Source organism: Shewanella electrica, assembly GCF_022321485.1.
In the GTDB taxonomy this organism is placed as follows: domain Bacteria; phylum Pseudomonadota; class Gammaproteobacteria; order Enterobacterales; family Shewanellaceae; genus Shewanella; species Shewanella electrica.
Genome location: NZ_JAKOGG010000019.1, coordinates 1 through 17,919, shown reverse-complemented (window position 1 = coordinate 17,919; position 17,919 = coordinate 1). Strand labels below are relative to the sequence as shown.

The 17,919-nt window shown below is 51.0% G+C and carries 12 protein-coding genes and 1 pseudogene; 3 read left to right on the top strand and 10 right to left on the bottom strand.

The features are described from left to right. Positions 1–62: 62 nt before the first annotated feature. Positions 63–2,639 (bottom strand): putative bifunctional diguanylate cyclase/phosphodiesterase, encoded by a 2,577-nt coding sequence (locus L9G74_RS17900; RefSeq protein ID WP_238898139.1) that lies wholly within the window; start codon positions 2,637–2,639, stop codon positions 63–65. 260 nt (positions 2,640–2,899) lie between these two features. Continuing rightward, positions 2,900–3,964, bottom strand: coding sequence for a uroporphyrinogen decarboxylase (gene hemE, locus L9G74_RS17895; protein WP_238898138.1), 1,065 nt, complete (start codon positions 3,962–3,964; stop codon positions 2,900–2,902). 584 nt (positions 3,965–4,548) lie between these two features. Between hemE and rsd the strand changes: the two genes are divergently transcribed. Next, complete coding sequence (gene rsd / locus L9G74_RS17890; RefSeq protein WP_238898137.1) at positions 4,549–5,040, top strand: sigma D regulator; 492 nt, start codon at positions 4,549–4,551, stop codon at positions 5,038–5,040. 71 nt (positions 5,041–5,111) lie between these two features. Here rsd and argH read toward each other — a convergent pair whose 3' ends face one another. The 5 genes from argH to argC all read right to left on the bottom strand — a co-directional run bounded on the left by argH (position 5,112) and on the right by argC (position 10,501). Further along, the gene (gene argH, locus L9G74_RS17885) at positions 5,112–6,473 is read right to left on the bottom strand and encodes an argininosuccinate lyase (RefSeq protein WP_238898136.1); all 1,362 of its coding nucleotides are present in this window, start codon (positions 6,471–6,473) and stop codon (positions 5,112–5,114) included. A gap of 63 nt (positions 6,474–6,536) precedes the next feature. Continuing rightward, positions 6,537–7,763, bottom strand: a complete 1,227-nt coding sequence (locus L9G74_RS17880; protein WP_238898135.1) for an argininosuccinate synthase — start codon at positions 7,761–7,763, stop codon at positions 6,537–6,539. A gap of 31 nt (positions 7,764–7,794) precedes the next feature. Then, on the bottom strand, positions 7,795–8,700 hold the full coding sequence (locus L9G74_RS17875; protein WP_238898134.1) for an ornithine carbamoyltransferase: 906 nt from the start codon (positions 8,698–8,700) through the stop codon (positions 7,795–7,797). Positions 8,701–8,712: 12 nt separating this feature from the next. Then, entirely contained in the window at positions 8,713–9,495 is a 783-nt protein-coding gene (gene argB / locus L9G74_RS17870) for an acetylglutamate kinase (RefSeq protein ID WP_238898133.1), read from the bottom strand. Between the two features lie 22 nt (positions 9,496–9,517). Then, on the bottom strand, positions 9,518–10,501 hold the full coding sequence (gene argC, locus L9G74_RS17865; RefSeq protein WP_238898132.1) for an N-acetyl-gamma-glutamyl-phosphate reductase: 984 nt from the start codon (positions 10,499–10,501) through the stop codon (positions 9,518–9,520). Positions 10,502–11,039: 538 nt separating this feature from the next. Between argC and ppc the strand changes: the two genes are divergently transcribed. Both ppc and L9G74_RS17855 read left to right on the top strand, forming a co-directional pair. Continuing rightward, a complete protein-coding gene (gene ppc / locus L9G74_RS17860) occupies positions 11,040–13,679 on the top strand; it encodes a phosphoenolpyruvate carboxylase (RefSeq protein ID WP_238898131.1) in 2,640 nt (879 codons plus the stop codon). After that, entirely contained in the window at positions 13,676–14,212 is a 537-nt protein-coding gene (locus L9G74_RS17855; RefSeq protein ID WP_238898130.1) for a YceB family lipoprotein, read from the top strand. Before ppc ends, L9G74_RS17855 begins: the two co-directional genes overlap by 4 nt. A 40-nt stretch (positions 14,213–14,252) precedes the next feature. Here the strand turns inward: L9G74_RS17855 and L9G74_RS17850 are convergent, their stop codons facing one another. The 3 genes and pseudogenes from L9G74_RS17850 to L9G74_RS22400 form a co-directional block, all read right to left on the bottom strand. Then, the gene (locus L9G74_RS17850; protein WP_238898129.1) at positions 14,253–15,527 is read right to left on the bottom strand and encodes a CinA family nicotinamide mononucleotide deamidase-related protein; all 1,275 of its coding nucleotides are present in this window, start codon (positions 15,525–15,527) and stop codon (positions 14,253–14,255) included. A 146-nt stretch (positions 15,528–15,673) separates the two neighbouring features. Continuing rightward, positions 15,674–17,080 (bottom strand): FAD-dependent oxidoreductase, encoded by a 1,407-nt coding sequence (locus L9G74_RS17845; RefSeq protein WP_326521522.1) that lies wholly within the window; start codon positions 17,078–17,080, stop codon positions 15,674–15,676. A gap of 120 nt (positions 17,081–17,200) precedes the next feature. Then, a pseudogene (locus tag L9G74_RS22400) lies at positions 17,201–17,605 on the bottom strand (4Fe-4S dicluster domain-containing protein); the annotation flags it as partial. Positions 17,606–17,919: the final 314 nt, after the last annotated feature.

The following is a 17,919-nucleotide window of genomic DNA, read 5'->3' as shown; positions in this document are numbered from 1 at the left end:
CATCAATAAAAACGGCGCATCGAGCGCCGTTTTTGTTGTCTGTTAGGTCATCCAAAAAAAAGCTATTCGTTAACCGCCTGACCATGTAGTTGGCTGACCTGTGCGCCCACCACTCGCAAACCATGCTGATATTGCTCCAGCGGCTTTGGTCGGCCGATAGCGTAACCCTGCGCGTAGTTGATACCAATTTCGTTGAGCCTGTCGATAATCTCGCTGCTTTCAACAAACTCCGCCACGGTTTCAACGCCCATAGTGCAGCACACATCGTGAATCGATTTTACGATGGCAAAATCACGCGCATTGGTGGCAATTTGGCGGACAAAACAGCCATCAATTTTGACGTAATCCACCGGCAATTCGCGCAGATAACCGTAAGACGCAAAACCGCTACCAAAGTCATCCAATGCCAAGGAGAAGCCAAGTTTGCGCAGTTGATCCAGCATCTGCATCGCCTTTTGACGGTTTTGAATGGCGCTGGTTTCGGTAATTTCAAAGCAGATACAGCTACTTGGCACATCAAACATCAATTGCTGATCAGCAATGTATTCCATCATGCCATCGGCGCCTAAACTGTTCGCCGACAGGTTGATCGACAGCGAAATGGTGCCAATCACCTCGCGGTGCTGCGACAACCATTCGAACGCTTTGCGGATCACCTCTTTATCAACATCAGGCATCAACTTAAACCGCTCCGCCGCCGCAATAAACTGCGCTGGCGGCAACACACGCCCTTGTTCGCCTTTAATGCGTAACAAGATCTCTAACCGTTGGCGTTTACTGACGCCGTTGAGCGAACGTATCGGTTGGAAGTACAACATCAACTCTCGCGTTTCAATCGCTTGGGTAATACGATGTGCCCACTTAGGCGCATTACGCTCGTAGCTGAGTTGTTGATCGTGCTGATCATAGAAATGGATTTTATTGGAGCCTTTGCGCTTGGCCGCAATACAGGCGATGTCGGCATCTTTCAGCAGTTCGTGAGTTTCAGGCTGATGACCATGATAAAACGCCACCCCGATACTGACCCCGACGCGATAATGTACGCCCTCATGGTGTACCGCCTGCATCGCCACCTGTTGTGACACTTTCTTCAACAAGCGTGCAACGGCCACGGCGGAGAAATCACGTAATACCAAACCAAATTCATCGCCACCTAAACGCGCGAGCAACCCATGTTTACCAATAACGCTGGTCATCGCCTTGGCGACCAGCGCCAACATGCGGTCACCAGCCACATGGCCACAGTTATCGTTGATCAATTTAAATTGCTCTAAATCGAGATAACACACAGCAATAGAACGCGCATGATTAATGTAGCTGGGAAGTTGGCTCTCAAACGCATGGCGATTGAGCAAACCTGTAGTGGCGTCGTTGTTGGCGCGACGTCTTAGTTCAAGCTTGAGTTTTTCTTCGGCGGTGATATCTCGCAGCACCATCACCGAACCAATCACGTTGCCTTGCGGATCGCGCAAGTTGGTGAGCGCGCGGTCAAGCACACAGGTGTGCTTAAGTTGCAGGCGCATTTTGCGATGTTCAATCGACTGGCTCGCCGATGCCATAAACTGCTGCAACTCAGCATCGAGGCTGTTATCAATATTGAGCAGATTGCCGATGGTTGTCTTCCGCTCTGGTGACAAAACAATCTGCAACAGTTTCTCGGCTTGAGGATTCATATAAGTCACGACCGACTGGCGATCAGTCACGATCACCGCTTCAGCAATCGCGGCTAAGGTAATGCGCGCCCGAGCACGATGATGCGAGAACCCTGTCAGTAAGCTATTGATGCTGTCGCTCAGCGCGTGCAACTCTTGCGGACCAACATGGAGCGAGGTCATCTGCGCCGAGGTCGGATCAATCGTTTGAATTTGCTGCATTAATGACGCAAACGGCGCTAATAGATAACGCCGCAGCCATAAGTAACCGAGCCACAAAATCAATAAGCCGCCGATGCAAAGACCGAGCACCATGGCGGTATTGTGCCACGCCATGGCCGCATATCTGTCGGGTTGATGTTGGATAGCCAACATCAATGGAAAACCTGAAACAGACGTTACTGCGACGTGGCTAATCTGCTGCTCCGCACTACCAAGTAGTTGGGCACTATTGGCGGCTTCTAACGCGATACTGTCGGTGAGTTCCCCTTGGCGCAAGCTATTAAAGTACAGCGCCGACAACTGACGCACGACCACAATATAGTGACCATCATCTAGGCGTTGGTAGCCAATGGCTAACGGCAGTTGGTTAAGCAAGGAGGCACCAAAACCGTATTGCCCAAGAGAATGAAGTTTCAGAATGGCTTGTTGCAACGACGCATCGATGGGACCGTCGCTACCGAGTGGTGTAAGCGTGTTATCTTGCAGGTGGAATACTTGGACATCTCGTTGCACTAGCGGTACTTGCCACAACGGCTGCCGTTGTGCATCGTCAACATTGGTCGCATACAGTTGCGCCAACAACAACAGCCGACGTGAGTCAGCTTCAAAATGGTTAACAATACGCTGATTTTCTAGCGCTTGAGTCTGCGTTCTCTGATTGTCGATGCGGTATTCAAACCATTGATGTAAACCATAGGTCACGGCAAATAACGCAGGAACACAGAAAAATAATATAAAGGTGCGAATTCTATCGCTAAACAACATAGAGTGAGCCCACCAACTGCATCAGTACCGCCTACAAGATAACGCCATATCACTGATAAGACGGGCCACCTTAGCCCTAGGAATGTTCCTAGAAAATCCGTTTACTACGCTTTACAAAAACTGGGTAAAGCATGCCCAAAATGAGAGCATATTTTATTGATTTAGCACAGCAGATTGAACCTCTGGCGCTTAAATTATGCTTAAAAAAACAAAAAAGCCTCCAAAAAGGAGGCTTTACCGAGCGTTAAACAGCGTACAACTTATTTGTGATACTTACGTGACAGCTCGTGGACTGACTTCACAAATGCGCCGGCATGTTCTGGATCAACGTGCTGGTGAATACCGTGGCCCAAGTTGAATACGTGGCCAGTACCTTCACCGTAGCCCGCCAGAATATTGGCCACCTCTTCTTCAATACGCGGAATTGGGGCGTACAGGGCTGATGGGTCCATGTTGCCTTGCAGCGCCACTTTGTCACCCACGCGACGACGTGCATCAGCGATGTCGATAGTCCAGTCCAGACCCAGTGCATCGGCACCAGTTTCTGCCATCGCTTCCAACCACAAACCGCCACCTTTGGTGAACAGGGTCACTGGTACACGGCGGCCTTCTGCTTCGCGGGTCAGACCGTTGATGATTTTCTGCATGTAACGCAGGGAGAATTCACGGTAGGCCGCGTGCGACAGTGCACCTCCCCATGAGTCAAAGATCATCACGGCTTGCGCACCGTTAGCAATCTGCGCATTCAAGTACAAAGTGACCGAATCGGCCAGTTTGTCTAACAACATATGCAGTGCCGCTGGCTCTGAGTACATCATACGTTTGATCTGTTCAAACGCTTTGCTTGAACCGCCTTCCACCATGTAAGTTGCCAGCGTCCAAGGTGAACCAGAGAAACCAATCAATGGCACTGCGCCGTTCAGTTCGCGGCGGATGGTGCTAACCGCTTTCATCACGTAACCCAGCTCATCTTCTGGATCAGGAATTGGCAGCGCTTTAATGGTGTCGATAGTGTTAGCTTTACGTTCAAAGCGTGGACCTTCGCCCGCTTCGAAGAACAAACCTAAGCCCATTGCATCTGGCACAGTCAGAATGTCTGAGAACAGAATCGCTGCATCTAAATCATAACGACGCAGTGGTTGCAGGGTCACTTCGCAAGCCAAATCAGCGTTGCGGCACAGTGACATAAAATCACCCGCTTGCGCACGAGTTGCTTTATATTCAGGCAGATAACGGCCAGCTTGGCGCATCATCCATACAGGCGTTACGTCCACTGGTTGTTTCAGCAGTGCACGCAAATAACGATCATTCTTCAATTCTGCCATTTGGCTGTCCCTTGAGTTGCTTTGGGTTGGTTGTGCTGGGGCGCTAGTTTAGCATTTGCTGCGCTAATGTAACCCGAAACGCGGTATTTCTGTGACCATCAACCATGAATAGGCCAATTCGATGAAATTTCACACAATGCATGGTTTTGAATGGCAGATCACGGACTGGCATAAAATAGCGGAAAGTGACACAGACTAAGCCCACTTAAGACCAAAAACAGTTGCACCAGTTCCCTCGCTTTGGTATAAAAATTCTGCGCTAGCAAGAACAATCAAGAAGCTCGTCACATCGAGCCCGTTAAAAATTTCCTCGCCCAGCTGTAGTTATCTGCCGCTGGGCTTTTTATTTTTTAGGGCTGTTAATCTTTGCTGGTTATTTTTACAGCAAGCAGAGCGTGATTAAGGTAAGACAGATGATGTGCCGTATCGTGATTCGCCACCAACAACACCGAGCTGCCGTCCAGCAAGCATGTTGGGCGAACCACACCCGTACAATGTATAGTCGTCCGATGAGTCAACAAAGGTTGCCAAGGTGAGGCTAACTCGCCTAAATTTAATCTATCAAGGCGGTAAGGAGTCTCAATATGCTGAAAAAACTCGCTCAAGCCGAAGAAAAATGGGGTGGTGAAAGCCGCTTAATCGACCGTTGGTTGCAAACCCGCAGAGAACTGCTGATCCAGTATTTCAAACTGGCGGGATTATCGCCGTGCGGCGTGGCTGAAAAATCCCTGCCGGGGATTCAGCAAGTGCATATTTTCTGTGACCACATGGTGGATTACATCTCAGAATGCCACTTCCGCATTATCAACCACATTATGCACTCCTTCCCTGAAGGCTCGGCCATTACCGATAGGCTGATGCCCGAGGTGCTCGAAACCACCGACAGTCTGCTCGATTTTATTGATACCTACTCCAACGCTGAAAACGATGACATGCTGCTGGCACTCGACCAAGATTTAGCCCAGTTGGGTGACACCATGGAAACCCGCTTTGCGCTGGAAGATAAATTGCTGCAAACCTTGTACACCTATCGCATTAAGCGCGATGAAAGCACTGAGGCTGTCGCAGCGGGATAACCGTTAGCGCCTGAATTTACCGTACAAAAAAGCACGCTAATTTAGCGTGCTTTTTGTTTTTTATCAGTCTGTTACTTTTTAGCAGCTAGCGCGGCTTTGACTTGATTAACCGCCGTACCACCCAGCACATCGCGTTTTTCTAAGCAGGCTTCAATGGTCAAGTTCGGATAAACATCGTCGCTAATCACTGCCGCAAAGCCTTGCAGTTGCGCCAGCGGCAACTCTTCAATCGCTTTGCCTTCGCTAATGGCTTGCACCACCACTTCACCCACCACATGGTGCGCTTCGCGGAACGGCATGCCTTTACTCACCAAATAATCGGCCAGTTCAGTGGCGTTAGCATAACCTTGCTGCGCCGCAGTACGGGCGTTGTCACGGTTCACTTTTACGCCTTCGAGCACCAACGCCGCCATTTTCAGACACAAGCTCCAGCTGTCGATCACATCAAACAGCCCTTCTTTGTCTTCCTGCATGTCTTTGTTGTACGCCAGCGGCAGTGCTTTCATGGTGGTGAGAATGCCTACCAGCGAGCCATAAACCCGCCCCGCTTTACCGCGGATCAGCTCCAGCGCATCGGGGTTTTTCTTCTGTGGCATCAAGGATGAGCCAGAGGTGACGTTGTCCGCCAATTCGATAAAGTTCGCTTCGCCAGAGTTGAAGAAGATCATATCTTCCGCCATGCGGCTCAAGTGCAGCATGCTGATTGAGGCGTTGGAGCACAGTTCAACTACGTGGTCACGATCCGACACACTATCTAAGCTGTTTAGCGTCGGCGCGGCAAAGTTGAGGCTTTTCGCCAGCGCATAACGGTCAATCGCATAAGCGGTACCAGCCAGCGCACCACTGCCGAGTGGGCAAGTATTGAGGCGGTTCATAGTGTCTTCGAGGCGCGAAATATCGCGCTCAAACATCTCTACATACGCCAAAGCCCAATGCCCAAAGGTCACCGGTTGCGCCCGTTGCAGGTGAGTGTAGCCCGGCATAACCGCGTCGACTTCACGCGCAGCAACGGCGAGCATCTCTTGGCGTAGACCTTGTAGCAGCTCAAGTACCGCCGCGCCTTCCTCTTTGCACCAGAGTTTCAGGTCAGTCGCCACTTGGTCGTTACGCGAGCGGCCAGTGTGCAGTTTTTTACCGAGATCACCGACTTTCTCAATCAGCTTTTGTTCGACAAAGCTGTGAATATCTTCTGCGCCGGAAGCGACAATTTGTGTTGGTTCAGCGCGCACTTCATCCAGAAGTTCGGCCAACGCTTGATGCAATGCCGTTAGCTCATCGCTGGTCAAAATGCCGACGCTGGCAATCGCTGTAGCCCAAGCGACTGAGCCCTGAATGTCTTGTTCTACCAGTCGATAATCCACTGGCAAAGAGTCATTGAACAGTTGAAACAGCTCGCTGCTAGGACCGCTGAATCTGCCACCCCATAACGCCATGATAAATCCCTCGTATTCGGTTCAATAAAAAAGGGCGCCGCGGCGCCCTTGCGCTTTATTCGGTTACTTTTGGCTGTTCAGTGCGCGGATGCGGCTGGCCAAAGAGTAGAGACGGATAAAGCCTTCAGCGTGTTTCTGATCGTAAACATTATCAGCACCAAAGGTAGCAAATGCTTCAGAATACAGGCTGTTAGGTGATTTTTTCTTAACGGCAGTGACTTGGCCTTTGTAGAGTTTCAACACCACTTCACCGTTAACGTCTTTCGCCAGTGCTTCTGATGCTGCTACCAATGATTCGCACAATGGCGTAAACCAACGACCGTCGTACACCAGATGTGACATTTGGCCAGCGATCTGCTCACGCCATGCGCGGCATGATTTATCCAACACCAACTCTTCAATGGCACGCAGTGCGGCCATCATCACAGTACCGCCTGGGGTTTCGTAGCAGCCACGAGACTTCATGCCCACCAAACGGTTTTCGGTGATATCGATACGGCCAACACCGTGGGGCGCAGCGATTTCGTTCAATTTCAGCAGCACGCCGTAGGGTGTCAGCGCTTCCCCGTTCACTTCGGTGATGCGGCAGTTTTCCACTTTAACAGTGACGTATTCTGCTTCATTGGGTGCATCTTCTGGCTCTGCAGTCCAAGTCCACACAGCTTTTGAAGGTTCGTTCCAAGTACTTTCCAGCTCGCCACCTTCGGTAGAGATGTGCCAAGCGTTGGCATCACGGCTGTAGATCTTAGTCGCTGATGCTGTGGTTTTGATGTTGCGTTCAGCCAAGTACGCCAGCAGATCTTCGCGGCTTTCCATGGTCCATTCACGCCATGGCGCAATCACGGTCAAATCTGGTGCCAGCGCGGCGAAGCAGCCTTCAAAACGTACTTGGTCGTTACCTTTACCGGTACAACCGTGAGCCACCGCGTCAGCGCCCACTTTACGCGCCACTTCTACTTGCGCTTTGGCAATAATTGGCCGTGCCATTGAGGTACCCAGCAGGTAAGTCCCTTCGTACACTGCGCCAGTGGCGATGGTTGGGTAGATGTAATCTTTCACCAACTCTTCTTTCAAATCGACGATGTAACATTCAGATGCGCCTGATGCCAGCGCCTTCTCTTCTAAGCCCACCAGTTCTTCCGCGCCTTGACCAACGTCAGCACAGAACGCGACGATTTCGCAGTTGTTATAGGTTTCTTTCAGCCACGGGATAATCGCCGAGGTATCCAAGCCGCCGGAATATGCCAATACGACTTTTTTCACTTGAGTATTTGTTTTTGCGATAGACATGATTATTTCCTGAATTCCAAGGCCGCAGCCATCAACTTAACAGAGTTACCAGCACCGCATTTTGTGCGTGCATGCGGTTTTGCGCTTGCTGAAGGATCAGCGAGCCAGCACCATCCATCACTTCATCAGTGACTTCAACGCCGCGGTGGGCTGGAAGACAGTGCATGAAGTATTTCACTTGATACTTATCCATCATTTCGCGGGTGACTTGGTATTGGCCAAATTTAGCCGCGATATCTGACAATTTGGTGTTATCGCCCATGGAGATCCAAGTGTCGGTGTATACCGCATCGACCTCTTCCAGCGCAGCAACGTCAGAAGTCAGCAGTAAGCTGCCGCCATGTGCCGCCGCCAGTTGTTGCGCTTGGGTCACCACAAAGCCATCTGGGAAATGGCCTTCAGGGCAGATAACTGTCATCTGCATGCCGAGCACCGCGGCGCCCAGCATCAGAGAATGAGTGACGTTATTACCATCCCCCATATAAGCCAGTTTGACGTGTTTCAGATCACCTTCGTTTTCATACAAGGTAAGAAAATCCGCCAAAGCTTGGCATGGGTGGTATAAGTCAGATAGCGCATTGATCACTGGCACTGAGCCATATTCGGCTAACTCTTCAATGGTGACATGGCTAAAAGTACGCGCCACAATACCATCGGCCCATTGCGAGATATTGCCGGCGAAATCCGCTACTGACTCACGTTTACCTAAAGCACCGTTTTGCTGATCCATGTAGACACAGTGGCCACCTAGCTTGTTGATCCCGATATCAAAGCTGACGCGAGTACGCAGTGAGGGTTTTTCAAACAGCATCACCACACTTTTGCCATCGAGCGCAGTACGGTATTCCTCAGGTGCGGCTTTAATTTTTTTCGCCAGCTCTAACAGAGCCAACAATTGCGTTTGGCTCAGTTCTTTCAGAGACAACAGGTGCTTCATAATTCATCCTTTCTATGGTTGTATTTGCGTGCCGATGTGCTCTCCCCGGGCCAGCGCAGCTAATTGAGCTGCATCTCGCCATGAAGCAACCTGAACTGGCTGCCCCATCTGTTCGGCTACCTCCAAGGCAGCCTCCACTTTCACTTTCATGCCTTTAGCAATCACGCCTTGCGCAACTAATTCGGCAATCTGTGCCCGATTCAAACTACTCAACAGCTCGCCATTGCCGTCCAGTACCCCTGGTACATCCGACAACAGGATTAACTGACCATGCACAAGTTTCGCCAGCACAGTGGCGGCATCATCAGCATTGACGTTGAGCAGTTCACCGTCAGTGGTCATCGCAATCGAGCTGACAATCGGCAACCAGCCTTGCGATAAAATAAATTTCAAATAAGTGCCATCTTTAGGGGCAACCTGCCCCACCATACCGAGGCGTGGGTCTTTGATACTGGCATCCACTAAGTTGCCATCAGCGAGGCTTAAGCCCACCACTGTGGCACCCGCAGCTGTCGCAGCACCTTGCAATACTTTGTTAGAAGTACCGGCTAACGCGCCAACAACGATCGGCATGTGTTCTTTCGGGCTGACCCGCAGGCCATCAACCTTTTCCGATACCATGCCGTTTGCTGCCAGCTGTTCATCTACCAAATAACCGCCGCCATGCACTAGCACCACTTTGCGGCCAGCATTCACCATGTCTGCCGCGGTTTTCATCAAACCTTGCAAGCCTTCTGGGCTCTGCATCAGCGCGCCGCCAACCTTCAATACCAATACGGTTTCATTTGTGCTCATCACAATCTCCTTATGGGTCACATTAAGCCAATTGGTAATGAATCTTTATGCATTGCAATGCTTGGCTCGCTGCACCTTTCATTAAATTGTCGATGGCGCTAGACACCACCAAGTAGCCACTCTGCTCGTCATACTTCCACCCGAGAATACAGTTAGGCGTTAGCACCACGTCGTCCACTTTAGGGAAACGGTTGTGCATTACTTTGACGATGTCAGAGTTGTCATACACTGAGTAGGCTTCACTGATCTGTTCAGTGGTGGTGCCTTTTTTCAGCTGCACGGTAATGGTGGCCAAAATACCCCGTTTGAAGTTGCCAAGGTGCGGCGTGAAGATCACTTCTTGCCCCAACTGGGTAGCAATTTCTGGTTGATGACGATGACCCAGCACGCCGTACGGCGTTAATGACACTTCACAAAAACTGGTATGCAGCTGCGCCTTACGGCCAGCACCAGTCACGCCACTGACGGCGTTGATCACTGGATAGGCGTCAGTCAAAAACGGCTTCAACGGTTTCAGGGCAGTTAATGACGCTGTTGGGTAACAGCCGGGCACCGCAATCATGCGCGTCTTTGCCACGGCAGCAGCGTTCCATTCTGCTAAGCCATAAACCGCTTGGGCCAACACTTCTGGCTGGTTATGCTCAAAGCCATACCATTTGGGATATTGCGCTGCATCGCTAAAACGATAGGCACCACTTAAATCAAATACCGCTAAACCTTGCTGATAAAAATAGGCAGCAAGTTCCAAACTGATCACATGTTCGGTGGCTAACACCACCGCATCAGCTTCATTAACAATCGCCGCTTTGGCGTCGGCAGTTAATGGTTGCAAACAATGTTTCACTTGCTGATAAACAGGGTACAGCTCAGCCAAAGGTTTACCTTGGTCGAGACTGTTTTCCGATACATACAACCCTTGAATGGAAAGTTCCGCTTCAGCTTGAATAAGGGCTGTAATTTGGGCGCCGGTGTAACCGCTAGCACCGATAATGGCAATATTTTTCATCGCACTCGCATCGTTATCTGATCAATAAAAATGGGCAGCATAGAACTGCCCAATAAAACTGCACGCTGTTTAGTTTAACGCCACTAGGATTATTCGCAGCTATTATTTTCGGAGAACCTTGAGCATCGCACTGGTAGCGGCTACTGCGCTAAGAGATTTGAAGGGTTCACCCACGTCAGAATTGTGTGCAAGATTACCACAAATGTTTAATCATGCAATATATGTGAATATTTATATATTGCATTCCGCATTAATTGGTGAATAAATTGCCAGTTCACTCACGCAACGACTATCTATCGATGCGTGAATAACGACAGATGTTGCAGGGATAAAGACGCCTGACACAAAGCACGCGCGCCGAACCTTGGCATGCCAGCGAGTAATAATCGCTAAATATGCAAAACAAATGCAAATAACTACAGAATTTGCAATCGCAGTTGTCACATTTGTATTACATATTGACCAATAGGTGAAAGGATAGGTATTGTGCATGGTTCAGTTTGGCCGATGCCCGACACGAGAATGGAGTAAGCAATAAATGGCAGATATGTATGCACCGCTGAGAGCTAACGTGAATATGTTAGGTCAGATGCTGGGGGAAACCATGAGTACCGATCTAGGAGAATCATTTCTAGATAAGGTGGAACAGATTCGGCTACTAGCCAAGCAATCACGCCAAGGCGACACCGCCGCAGGTGAGCGGATGCTGCAACTTTTGACCGCACTCCCCGATGATCAACTGGTGCCGGTTGCCAAAGCTTTCAACCAGTTTCTCAACTTGGCCAACATTGCGGAGCAATTTCATACCATCAGCCGCAACTGCGATGAGCTGGTGTGCGTGCCCGATCCAGTAGAGCAACTACTGGGTAAAATGTTGGATGACGGCCCGGTCGACCAACAGCAGATGCTGGAATGCCTGCTGAATCTCGATATCGATTTAGTGCTCACCGCACATCCGACAGAAATTTCCCGCCGCACACTGATCTACAAATATGCCGCGATTGTTGATTGTCTCGCCGCACTAGAAAACCCCCAACTAAGCGAGCGCGAAACCACCCAGTTGCACCTGCGTCTGCGCCAGTTGATTGCACAGATTTGGCATACGAACGAAATCCGCGAGCAGCGCCCAACGCCAGTAGATGAAGCACGCTGGGGGCTGTCGACCATTGAAGCGTCGCTGTGGCAGGCGATTCCCGATTTTCTGCGGCAGTTAAATGACCGCGTTCAAGACCGCACCGGTGAGCAATTACCAACAGACTTTGCCCCAGTACGTTTCTCGAGCTGGATGGGCGGCGACCGCGATGGCAACCCATTTGTTACCGCCAAAGTGACTGAAGAGGTACTCGACCGTAACCGCCACGCGGCAGCGCGTTTACACCTGAAAGATATCGTGTTGTTGGTCGATGAACTCTCCATGACGAAGGCCAATGCTGAGCTGTTGGCTTATACCGATAACAGCCCCGAGCCTTATCGTGTAGTGTTGCGTGACCTGCGCCAGAAACTGCGCAACACCATCGATTATCTCAACGCGCGTATCGAGGGCCATCGGCCAGAAGTCGATCAAAACAGCATCATTTGGCATGAGGATGACCTTAAAAAGCCACTGATGATGCTCTACACCAGCTTGTATGACTGCGGTATGCGGTTGATTGCAAACGGTTTGCTGTTGGATATGCTGCGCCGTATCGCCTGTTTTGGCATTCACATGTTGCGCTTGGATATTCGCCAAGACTCCAGCCGCCACACCGAGGTGCTGAGCGAACTGACTCAATATTTAGATATGGGCGATTACGGCAGTTGGAGCGAGGCCGACAAACAAGCCTTCCTGCTTAAAGAACTGCGCGGCCGTCGGCCATTGATCCCTAACACGTGGAAGCCATCAGATGACGTCAACGAAGTCTGGTCAACCTTCAAACTGATTGCCGCCCAGCCGCCGCGAGCTTTGGGATCTTATGTCATCTCTATGGCAAGCACGCCATCGGATGTGCTCGCCGTGCTATTGCTGTTGAAGAAGTGTGGCTGCAAACATCCGATCCGCGTGGTGCCACTGTTTGAAACGTTGGAAGATTTGACCAACGCCGCCGATGTGATGCAGCAACTATTGAGCATTGATTGGTACCGCGATTACACCCACGGCATGCAGGAAGTGATGATTGGTTACTCCGATTCCGCCAAAGACGCTGGGGTCATGGCTGCAGGTTGGGCACAGTATAAAGCGCAAGATCAATTGGTGGCCGTCTGCAAAGCGGCTGGAGTGAAATTAGTGCTGTTTCATGGTCGCGGTGGTACTGTCGGCCGTGGCGGCGCTCCCGCCCACGATGCCATTCTGTCGCAACCACCTGGCTCGGTAGATGGCCGTATTCGCGTCACCGAACAAGGTGAGATGATTCGCTTTAAATTTGGTTTACCCAAATTGGCGATTCAATCGTTGGCCTTGTATACCTCGGCGGTGATGGAAGCCACGCTACTGCCACCGCCGGAGCCGAAAGCGGCATGGCGTGCATGTATGGACCGCATTGCAGCCGAATCTGTCGCGGCGTACCGCGATGTGGTGCGTAATGAACCCGACTTTGTGCCGTACTTCCGCGCTGCCACTCCGGAAATCGAACTTGGCAAACTGCCGCTCGGTAGCCGCCCAGCTAAACGTAAAGTGGATGGCGGCATTGAAAGCTTACGGGCAATTCCGTGGATTTTTGCTTGGTCGCAAAACCGCTTAATGCTGCCTGCGTGGCTCGGTGCCGGCGAATCGCTGCAACAGGCGATTGATCGTGGTGAAGAGGGATTGCTCAAAGAGATGGAACAGCAATGGCCATTCTTTGCCACCCGCATCTCGATGATGGAGATGGTGTTTGCCAAAGCAGAGCCGAACTTAGCCCGCTACTACGAGAAGTGCTTAGTGCCGAAAGAGCTGCATCATCTCGGTGAAAAACTGATTGGCCGCCTACAATTGGGTGTTGATGTGGTGCACCGTCTCACTGGCAGCGATTATTTGATGTCGCACACCCCGTGGAACCGTGAATCCATTCAATTGCGTAACCCTTACATCGATCCGTTAAACTTCCTGCAAGCCGAGCTGCTCGGCCGCACTCGCAAGGAGACTCAGCCCAGTGCTAAACTAGAGCTGGCACTGATGTTAACTATTGCCGGTGTTGCCGCCGGTATGAGGAATACAGGTTGATCAAACGGTTACTTTTATTACCCCTGCTGCTCTGGCTCGGCGGTTGCGCTAGCCAGTACAGCATCTCGGAACAGCAAGTTCAGCAATATCTTAACGATAAAGTGGTTAAGCAGTTCACGCTTGATAGCGGCCGCATGTTGGTTGAATCTGGCGTGCAGTCATTAGAAGTGTCACTGGGTGAACAACCTGAGCGGATTTCAGTGAAAGCCACCGCCGCGTTAAAGATTAAGTCGCCAGTGTTTCCGCTGTCGGCCACTATGGTGGCTAAATTCAGTGCGAAACCGCGTTATGAACCCAGTAACCACGGTTTATATCTCGATGATATGCAGCTGGAAGACGTACAGTTGACGCCGGAGAAACTGCAAACACTGATAAATCCAGTCGCACGTGATTTTGCGAATCAGGCTAAAGGGCTGCTGCAACTGCAACCGATTTATGTGCTGGATGATAGCAAAGCCACGGAAGCAAAAATCGCCTCAATGACCAAGAGTATCAAGGTCGAACCCGGTCAGCTGATCTTAATGTTCAAATAACAAAAAGGGCTCAACAGAGCCCTTTTTCATTATCAAACAGTTACTTGGGATAACGTTTAATCGAGCTGTAATCCACAATCACTGCTTCATCATTTAACTCGCGACGTAACATGTCATACGCCACTGCAGCACTGAGTGAACGCACCAAATCACGCGAGCGACCAGAGATTTTCACCATCTGGCTATAAACCGCATTACGGGTTGCCAAGGCAATTGCCACGGTGCCAACCGGCTTCTCGTCGGTACCGCCATCAGGGCCAGCAATACCACTGGTTGCCAGTGCAAAATCGCTATCGAGTAACTCGCGCGCGCCTTTCGCCATCTCTTCAACTACCGGAATCGATACCGCGCCAAAATCATCTAAGGTCTGCGGTTGTACCCCTAATACTTTTACCTTGCTCTCATTGGAGTACGTCACCAAGCCGTGGTGCAAATAGGTTGAACTACCTGGGAAAGCGACCAATTGGCTGGTGATCATCCCTCCAGTGCATGACTCCGCTGCGGCTAAAGTCTTGCCCGAGCGATACAGTTTTGCATGGATCTCTTCCGCCAATGTGGCTTTATTCTCAGCCACCACTGCCGCTCCCAGCACCGACTTTACCTGTTCAGTGATCGCGGGTAACTGCGCGATCGCAGCATCACCGCGAGCAAATAGCTTAATTTCGATATGCGGCATCGAAGAGCGATAGCCCAAGGTGATGCCGTCAGGAATGGTCAACGGTTCTAACTTTGATGCCAGCAATGATTCACCGTGACCAAAGGTGAGGATCTTCTCCAACGCCACGTGGGCGTTAATACCAAATTCCTGCTGCACGAACGGTAAAAATTGCTCGCGCACCATATGTTTTAATTCAAAGGGAACGCCCGGGGTGAAAAACAGCCATGCGCGGTTCAGTTTGACCCGAAAACCACACGCCGTACCGACGGGGTTATCAATCATGATGGCAGATTCTGGCAACCATGCTTGCTTGAGATTATTCGCCGACATCACCCGATTATTTTGGCTAAACCATTGCTCAAGGTGCTCACGCCACCATTTGTTTTCGACTAATGGCTCGCCTTTGGCTTGCGCCATCGCCTCAGCGGAAAGATCATCTGACGTTGGCCCCAAACCACCGTTAACCAGAATAATATCCGCATGATGGCTACGTTCTTGAAACACGGCGACCAGATCTTCCATGCGGTCACCCACGGTAACTCGCCGTTGAACTTCGATGCCATGTTCCATCATCAGATTGGCAAACCATGCCGCATTGGTATCGACTATCTGACCGGACAGCACCTCTTCTCCGGTACAAATCATTTCCAGCTTCATTCATGCTCCTGCGTTTAATCGATATTGCTTATAGAGGGTACGCCAAATAGGGCTAAAAGGGTATGAAGTCACGACTTTTAGCTTGCACTATAAATGACAAAAGCGCCTGCATTACAGACGCTTTGAGGGCAACTATTATGACGTGTTTACAAACCTAATGACGCGACAATCCCCTTCGCCGCTAAGCGGCCATCCGCCATCGCCGTCACCACTAAATCTGCACCACGCACAATATCGCCACCGGCGAAAATTTTGGGATGCGAAGTTTGCAGCGGATAGCGACTGGTCGCACTGGCCTCAATCAAGCCCCAACGGTTGAGAGCAACACCTGCGGCCTCTAACCACGGCATCGAATGTGCGCTAAAGCCAAACGCAATAATCAGTGCGTCTGCCGCAAGTTCAAATTCAGAGCCCGCCACTACTTGTGGCCGACGCCGACCTGACGCATCGGGTTCACCTAATTCAGTTCTAACAAACTGCACGGCACGTAGACGACCATCATCGCCACACAAAATTGATGTAGGCTGCACATTAAACAGAAACTCAGCGCCCTCTTCCTTGGCATTAGCCACCTCTTTCACAGAGCCGGGCATGTTCGCTTCATCACGGCGATAAGCACAGGTCACCGACGCAGCTTGCTGCCTGACCGCCGTGCGTAAGCAATCCATCGCCGTATCGCCACCACCGAGCACCACCACGCGCTGATCGGCTAAGTTGATATACGGTGCATCAGCTTGCTGCGGTATGCCCATGAGGTGCTTGGTATTAGCGGTAAGATAAGGCAGCGCTTCATAGACGCCCGGCGCCTGCTCGTTATCCAGCCCGGCTCGCATCGACTGGTAAGTGCCAGCGCCAACAAACACCGCATCAAACTCGGCGAGCAACTGCTCGATAGTGATGTCAGTTCCAACCTCAGTGTTTAATTGGAACTCGATGCCCATGTCACTAAACAACGCGCGCCGCTGCTGTACCACGGTTTTCGCCAACTTAAACGAGGGAATGCCAAAGGTAAGCATGCCACCAATCTCTGGCTGACGCTCAAACACCACAGGTTGCACGCCATGGCGTAACAGCACATCGGCACAACCTAGACCAGCAGGGCCGGAGCCAATAATGGCAACTCGACGACCGCTACTTTGGACTGGCGGCAACTGAGGGCGCCAACCCTGCGCTAACGCCTGATCGTTAATGTAGCGCTCGATATTACCGATAGTGACCGCACCATGACTCGGCTTCAGCGTACATCCACCTTCACAAAGTTTATCCTGTGGACATACTCGGCCGCAGATCTCTGGTAACGAACTAGTGTGGTTGGATATCGTGGCGGCACCGATAACATCGCCTGCCGCCGCTAGCTGTAGCCAATCGGGGATCTGATTGTGTAGCGGGCAGCGCCATTGACAGTGAGGGTTATCACTGCAACTCAAACAGCGGGATGCTTGTTCTGTCACCTGAGCGGCCGAGAGCGCTTGGTAAGTCTCAATAAAACTCTGTTGCCGGGCAGCTAACGGCGACTTGTCTGCCAGTTTGCGGGGAGAATGAGTTAAAGCCACAATCTGTTGATGCAGCTCACCGTAACGTGGCACTTCAGGTGTAACTCGACCACTGGTGGTGTTGAGCTGTTTAGCACGACGTAACTGCACCAATGCTGCACTATCAAGCAATGACAGCGACCCAGTGGGGCAAGCATCCACACAAGCGGGACCAGAGTGCTGCACACATAAATCACACTTCTGCGCCAGCATAGCTTGCTCAGCGGTTTCCACCATCGCCATCGCCCCAAACGGGCAAGCAATGACACAGCTACGACAGCCAATACACTCAGCCTGATTAAGCTGCACCATGCCGTTGTCATAATGAATTGCCGCGACAGGGCAGGCGTTAGCGCACGGCGCATCCTCACAGTGATGGCAAGCAACAGCCGTTGCGCCTTTGTCATGCCTTACCACATGGATGCGAGGCTGAAACAGCGCCTCAGTAACGGGAAATTGTCCTTCATTGTGAGATAGCACACAGGCCACTTCACAAGCACGACACCCCAAACAGTCACGTGAATTAGCAATGACAAACTGATTCATATTCTCCGCTACCCTTTCCCTATCCTTGAGCCAGCAATGCTACCTAGTAGCTCATCCGTAGACGAACCCTAGACAACATCGAAAGGCATCATTCTATGAAGTTAGTTTGCAGAGAGTATTGATATGCGTCAGTGTTACTGAATGAACGCTAAATTACGCAGTGATTAATTAATAGATATTTAGCTAAGCAGCCAATGAACTACGCAGATGGCTAATGAGATAGGTGTTTTACAGTAAAAAAACAAAAAGGCCTCGTCGTAAGACGAGGCCTTGATGTGTTGGCGGAGCGGACGGGACTCGAACCCGCGACCCCC

What these genes read in the sequence shown, in the direction of transcription:
- ppc (WP_238898131.1), top strand. Translation starts at nt 11,040, where the DNA reads ATGGCAGATATGTATGCACCGCTGAGAGCTAACGTGAATATGTTAGGT.
- hemE (WP_238898138.1), bottom strand. Translation starts at nt 3,964, where the DNA reads ATGGCAGAATTGAAGAATGATCGTTATTTGCGTGCACTGCTGAAACAA.
- L9G74_RS17850 (WP_238898129.1), bottom strand. Translation starts at nt 15,527, where the DNA reads ATGAAGCTGGAAATGATTTGTACCGGAGAAGAGGTGCTGTCCGGTCAG.
- argH (WP_238898136.1), bottom strand. Translation starts at nt 6,473, where the DNA reads ATGGCGTTATGGGGTGGCAGATTCAGCGGTCCTAGCAGCGAGCTGTTT.
- rsd (WP_238898137.1), top strand. Translation starts at nt 4,549, where the DNA reads ATGCTGAAAAAACTCGCTCAAGCCGAAGAAAAATGGGGTGGTGAAAGC.
- argC (WP_238898132.1), bottom strand. Translation starts at nt 10,501, where the DNA reads ATGAAAAATATTGCCATTATCGGTGCTAGCGGTTACACCGGCGCCCAA.
- argB (WP_238898133.1), bottom strand. Translation starts at nt 9,495, where the DNA reads ATGAGCACAAATGAAACCGTATTGGTATTGAAGGTTGGCGGCGCGCTG.
- L9G74_RS17880 (WP_238898135.1), bottom strand. Translation starts at nt 7,763, where the DNA reads ATGTCTATCGCAAAAACAAATACTCAAGTGAAAAAAGTCGTATTGGCA.
- L9G74_RS17900 (WP_238898139.1), bottom strand. Translation starts at nt 2,639, where the DNA reads ATGTTGTTTAGCGATAGAATTCGCACCTTTATATTATTTTTCTGTGTT.
- L9G74_RS17875 (WP_238898134.1), bottom strand. Translation starts at nt 8,700, where the DNA reads ATGAAGCACCTGTTGTCTCTGAAAGAACTGAGCCAAACGCAATTGTTG.